At 67.0% G+C, this 5,797-nt stretch carries 4 protein-coding genes and 1 pseudogene; 4 read left to right on the top strand and 1 reads right to left on the bottom strand.

Annotation, left to right across the window (positions count from 1 at the left end):
• Window positions 1–685, bottom strand: a pseudogene (locus tag CCN51_RS36180) (hypothetical protein); the annotation flags it as partial.
• A 447-nt stretch (window positions 686–1,132) separates the two neighbouring features.
• On the opposite strand from CCN51_RS36180, the gene CCN51_RS36175 reads away from it, so the two are divergent.
• The 4 genes from CCN51_RS36175 to CCN51_RS36160 form a co-directional block, all read left to right on the top strand.
• The gene (locus tag CCN51_RS36175) at window positions 1,133–2,164 is read left to right on the top strand and encodes an ABC transporter permease (protein ID WP_078610465.1); all 1,032 of its coding nucleotides are present in this window, start codon (window positions 1,133–1,135) and stop codon (window positions 2,162–2,164) included.
• Window positions 2,165–2,180: 16 nt separating this feature from the next.
• A complete protein-coding gene (locus tag CCN51_RS36170; RefSeq protein ID WP_014176698.1) occupies window positions 2,181–3,980 on the top strand; it encodes an ABC transporter substrate-binding protein in 1,800 nt (599 codons plus the stop codon).
• Between the two features lie 124 nt (window positions 3,981–4,104).
• A complete protein-coding gene (locus CCN51_RS36165) occupies window positions 4,105–5,082 on the top strand; it encodes an ABC transporter permease (RefSeq protein ID WP_014176699.1) in 978 nt (325 codons plus the stop codon).
• 13 nt (window positions 5,083–5,095) lie between these two features.
• On the top strand, window positions 5,096–5,797 hold a 702-nt coding region (locus CCN51_RS36160; protein ID WP_086860563.1), incomplete at its 3' end, for an ABC transporter ATP-binding protein.

Here is a 5,797-nt window from a genome sequence, read left to right as displayed (position 1 = left end):
ACCACACTGCTCTCGCCGCCCATGCCCCGGGCGGCGAGAGCAGTGTGGTGAGCATGTACTTGCCGGTGAGCTGGTGCTCGTAGATGTCCCAGCCCCGCTCATGGGCCCAGTAGATCTGCCAGGCGCCCTCGACGACCGCGACGGCCCCCAGGAACAGCGCCGCCGTCACGGCGACCGCGGGCCTCGGCCGGCCGGGCGGGCTGTCGGCGGGCGCGACGGCGTAGTCGGGGGCGGTCCCGTCGGCCGGGCGCCGGCCGACGGCCACGACCGCCAGCAGCAAGCCCCCGAGCACGACCGCCGTCCACGCGCTCAGCTGCGCGCGGGTCTTCAGCCCGTCGGGGATGCCCTGCATCCAGTCGGCGTGCAGATTCCACAGGCTGGGCAGGCGCAGCGCGACCGTGGCGACGGCGGCCGAGGCCAGCGCCCCGGCGGCGGCCGACGAGCGCAGCGCCGCGATCCCGGCGGCCACGTACACGGCGAGCAGGACCGGATCGGCGAGTGACGTGCCGAAGATGCTGTCCGGGAGCCGGTACGGTATCCCGGCCCAGGTCCACCACACATGGCTGCTCTCGTCGGCCTTGTCGAAGTCCCGGACGATCCACGCCAGTGAGATCAGCCCGAGAACAGCGCATACCAGCGCCCCGAAGGTGCGCGCGCCGCGATTGAGTATCCGTCCCTGCCCCATGGCTGTAGGTTTGCCCCGCCCCGGCCCCTGATCAACCGTCCCGGCGCCGGCAATGTGCCGACACAGGTGACCGGCCGGGGCGACATGGCGCGCCCCGGCCGGTCTACGGCACCCGCACGGCCGTACGCAGTTCAGCCTGACGCGTCCGTATATCGGTATCGCGTCGGCCAAGTTGCTTGCGTGTTAACGCGTTTGATGTGCCTTGCTCACTCTTTGTCGCCATCCAGTGATCTCTGTCAAGCACGCCGGGACCTCGATCTGAAAAATGTTCGCTCAAGGTTGCCTCGAGCACCCCTTCCGCTTCCGCTGGCCCCTTGACTGAGCTGTTATTCGGTTGCGACAGTCCGCTCATCCCGAACCGCGCACGACCACCGGCGGACGGGAACGACATGACGCGAGTAGACCAGCGCGAATAGACATAGCGATCAGTGCGGGGGGCGCTACGCGATGACGAGTCCTTCCCAGGCCGCCGCGCCCGGGGCGAACGCGCCCGGCCCGGATGCCGTCCCGACGGCCGAAGTCGGCAAAAGCGGGGCGCCGTTGGTGGGGCGGTCGCCCGGCCAGTTGATGTGGCGACGCTTCAAACGCGACAAGACAGGTGTGATTTCGGCCTACGTCGTGATCTTCTTCTTTCTGATCGCCTTACTTGCGCCCGTAATTGCCTGGCTGTACGGCAAGAACCCGTACACCACTTACGGACTCGACAGGCCCGGGCTGCTCAACGAGTTCTACTACCCCATCAAGCCCAACGGGGGCATCGACGGCGAGTTCTGGTTCGGCCTCCAGCCCCAGCTCGGCCGGGATGTGTTCACCCAGCTCCTGTACGGCATACGGACCTCGCTGCTGATCGCGGTCGCCGTCACCCTCCTGTGCACCCTCACCGGCATCCTCGTGGGCGTCACGGCCGGCTACATGGGCGGCAAGACCGACTACTTCCTCGGCCGCTTCATCGATCTGCTGCTCGCCTTCCCGGCCCAGCTCTCGTTCGTGGCCTTCACACCCGTCGTCTACTCGCTCTTCGTCAATCCGGAGAAGGAGACACCCACCTATCTACGGGTCATCACCCTGATCCTGGTCCAGTGGGCGCTGGGCTGGATGGGCCTGGCGCGGCTGCTGCGCGGACAGGTGCTCAGCCTGCGCGAACGGGAGTTCGTGGAGGCCGCGAAGGTGACCGGCGCCTCCCCATGGAGGATCATCCGCAAGGAGCTGCTGCCCAATCTGTGGACGCCGATCCTGGTGCAGTCGACGCTGATGCTGCCGACCTTCGTGACCGCCGAGGCCGGGCTCTCCTTCCTGGGAGTCGGGCTCGTCGAGCCGACCCCCGACTGGGGCCGGATGTTCGCCACCGGCGCCAGGCACTACCAGAACGACATCACGTACATGTTCTTCCCGGGCGTGGCCATGGTGATCTTCGTGGTGGCCTTCAACCTGCTCGGGGACTCGGTCCGGGACGCATTCGATCCGAAGACTAAGCGCTAGGCAGGTGCAACGACACATGACCTCATCCACACGGGGCAGAGGGCGGCTCGCGGCCGTCTCTCTGGCGATCGGGGCCCTCGTGCTCTCGGCCTGCAGCAGCGGCGGGGGCGGCGAGGAGGATCCCGTCGAGAACAAGCCCGACAAGGCCAGGGCCGAGAACTACTCGCTCGGGACCGCGACCGACTCCACCGGACCGGCGGCCGACGTGCCCGGTGCCAAGAAGGGCGGGACGGTCAACGTCCTGCAGCGCGACTCCTTCACCTATCTCGACCCGGCGCAGATCTACTACGCCGACATGCTGACCGTCCAGATGCTCTACAACCGGTCGCTGACCACCTACAAGGTCGACGACAAGGGCCAGGTGAAGCTGGTCGGCGACCTCGCCACCGACACCGGCAAGTCCTCGGACGGCGGTAAGACCTGGACGTACACGCTCAAGGACAACCTCAAGTTCGAGGACGGGTCCCCGATCACCTCCGCCGATGTCCGGCAGTCCGTCGAGCGGCTCTACGCCAAGTGGGCCACCGACGGTCCGCTGTACATCCCGCAGTGGCTCTCGGGTGACGGCCAGAGCTTCCGCAAGGCGCTGCCGGACGGCCCGTACAAGGGCAAGCACCTGCCCAAGGACGTGCTCGACACGCCGAACGACAAGACGATCGTCTTCCACTTCAAGGAGCCGCACGCGGACACCCCGTACGCGGTCGGCATGCCGAACGTCGGCGCGGTGCCCTCCGACGGCAAGAAGGACACCGCCGACAAGTACACCAACCACCCGGTCTCCTCCGGCCCGTACAAGATCGAAAAGCTCAACCCGGGCAAGTCGCTGACCCTGGTGCGCAATGAGCAGTGGGACCCGAAGACGGACGCGGTCCGCCACCAGTACCCGGACAAGTTCGACATCCGCTTCGGCATCCAGGAGCCCGACTCCGCCCGCCGGCTGCTGGCCGAGCGGGGCAGCGACAAACAGGCGATGTCCTTCACCAACGCGGTCACCGTCGAGTCCGCCCAGGAAGTGGCCAAGGACGCGGGGGCCAAGTCGCGCACCTTCCTGGAAGTGCAGCCGTACGTCGACTACATGGCCATCAACATGGACCGGATCAAGGACAAGAAGGTCCGGCAGGCCCTCGCCTACGCCATGCCCAACGACCAGATCCTCGGCCAGTTCGGCGGCAAGCGGGCCGGGCAGGTCGCGGGCAACCTGCTGGCTCCCTCGCTCGCCGGGTGGAAGAACTTCGACCCCTTCGGCAAGACGAAGAAAGGGAACGAGGGCGGCGACACCAAGAAGGCCAAGGAGCTGCTGAAGGAGGCGGGCAAGGAGGGTCAGGAGATCGTCTACGCCTACCCCAACACCACCGAGTACCAGAACGTCTCCGTGGTCGTCGTCAAGGCTCTGGAGGCGGCCGGGTTCAAGGTGGAGAAGAAGGAGATCGACTCCAACAACTACACCACCGAGATCGCCAAGGTCGACAACGGCTTCGACATCTACCGCGCCTCCTGGGGCGCCGACTGGCCGGTCGGCTCGACCGTGGTCCCGCCGCTGTTCGACAGCAAGAACGTCGCCGACGGCTCGCAGAACTACTGGCACCTCAAGAACAGCACGGTCGACTCCGAGATCGCCCGCATCCTGAAGATCACGGACGTAGAGAAGGCGTCGGGTGAGTGGGTCACACTGGCCAACAAGATCCTCACCGACGATGTGCCGGCCGTCCCGCTCTTCTACAACCGCCAGTGGAACATCTGGGGTTCGGGCCTCGGCGGCATCAAGTACCACTCGGTGTATGGAACCGCCGACCCGACCGCGGTGTATGTGAAGTAGCAGTCGGTTACCCCATCAGCCCCCAGGGCACGCTGTCCGCCACCCTCCGCGGGTGGCGGACAGCGCCGCCCGTCCGATCCGCCCTGGTCGCCCAAGGCGCCCGTACCGGAAGACCCGCGACGCCATGCTTCGTTTCCTCGTACGCCGCTCCCTCGGCGCGATCGTCATCATCCTCCTGATCAGCGCGATCACGTTCTTCCTCTTCTTCGCGCTGCCGTCCGAGCCGGCGCAGCTGGCCTGCGGCAAGAACTGCGGCCCGGACGCCATCGCCCTCATCAACAAGAACCTGGGCCTCGACGAGCCGGTCCCCGTCCAGTACTGGCACTATCTGGTCGGCATCTTCGCCGGCCGGGACTTCGAGGTCGGCCACTGCCCGGCCCCCTGCTTCGGCTACTCCTTCACCAACTCCCAGCCGGTCTGGGAGACCATCATGGACCGCTACCCCACGACGCTCTCGCTCGCCGTCGGCGGCGCCGCCGTGTTCCTGATCACCGGGGTGTCCATCGGCATGATCGCGGCGGCCAAGCGCGGCACCTTCACCGACAAGTTCTTCAGCTCCCTGTCGCTGATAGGCAACTCGCTGCAGATCTACTTCGTCGGCGTCATCGCGCTGTGGCTGCTGGTCGACACCTGGGGCCTGATCGACCGGCCCGAGTACACGCCGATCACCGAGAATCCGGCCAAGTGGTTCAGCGGGCTGCTGCTGCCCTGGCTGGTGCTCTCCATCATCTTCATCGCCAACTACAGCCGTATGACGCGCTCCCAGATGGTCGAGCAGCTGGGCGAGGAGCATGTGCGCACCGCGCGGGCCAAGGGGATGTCGGGCCGTACGGTCTTCTTCCGCTACGCCTGGCGCGGCGCGATCGCCCCGATCATCACCATCGTCGGCATCGATCTGGGCTCGCTGTTCGGCGGCGCGATGATCACGGAGTTCACCTTCACCCTGCACGGCCTGGGCCGGCTCGCCGTGGAGTCGGTGACCGAGAAGGACCTCCCGATGCTGATGGGCGTGATGCTCTTCAGCTGCACGGCGATCGTCATCGCCAACATCATCGTGGACGCGCTGTACGCCGTCATCGACCCGCGCGTGCGCCTCGCCTAGGAGTACGACCGACGTGACCACCCTGACCAAGTCCGAGGCCACCCCGGCCCCCGCCGCGGGCGACGCCTTTCTGTCCGTGCGTGACCTGTATGTGCGCTTCGCCACCGAGGACGGCGTCGTCAAGGCCGTGGACGGCCTCTCCTTCGACCTCGAGCGCGGGCGCACCCTCGGCATCGTCGGCGAGTCCGGCTCCGGCAAGTCCGTCACCAACCTCGCCGTCCTCGGGCTGCACGACCCGCGCAACACCGAGATCCGCGGCGAGATCGTGCTGGACGGCCAGGAGCTGACCGGGGCGCCCGAGCGCGCCCTGGAGAAGCTGCGCGGCAACAAGATGGCGATGATCTTCCAGGACTCGCTCACCGCCCTCTCGCCCTACTACACCGTCGGCCGCCAGATCGCCGAGCCCTACCGCAAGCACACCGGGGCCTCCAAGCGCGAGGCGTGGGGGCGCGCCGTCGAAATGCTGGAGAAGGTCGGCATTCCCAACCCCAAGCTGCGGGTGCGTGACTATCCGCACCAGTTCTCCGGCGGTATGCGGCAGCGCGCGATGATCGCCATGGCCCTGGTCTGCGACCCCGATCTGCTCATCGCCGACGAGCCGACCACCGCCCTGGACGTCACCGTCCAGGCCCAGATCCTCGACCTGCTCAAGGATCTGCAGCAGGAGTTCGGCTCCGCGATCATCCTCATCACCCACGACCTGGGCGTGGTCGCC

Source organism: Streptomyces milbemycinicus, from assembly GCF_002154605.1.
GTDB classification, from domain to species: Bacteria; Actinomycetota; Actinomycetes; order Streptomycetales; family Streptomycetaceae; genus Streptomyces; species Streptomyces milbemycinicus.
The sequence above is the reverse complement of the archived record's forward strand: the minus strand, read 5'-3'. Positions and strand labels throughout refer to the sequence as shown.

Excerpts from the sequence above, each read along its gene's own strand:
- CCN51_RS36165 (WP_014176699.1), top strand. The coding sequence starts at position 4,105 with ATGCTTCGTTTCCTCGTACGCCGCTCCCTCGGCGCGATCGTCATCATC.
- CCN51_RS36170 (WP_014176698.1), top strand. The coding sequence starts at position 2,181 with ATGACCTCATCCACACGGGGCAGAGGGCGGCTCGCGGCCGTCTCTCTG.
- CCN51_RS36175 (WP_078610465.1), top strand. The coding sequence starts at position 1,133 with ATGACGAGTCCTTCCCAGGCCGCCGCGCCCGGGGCGAACGCGCCCGGC.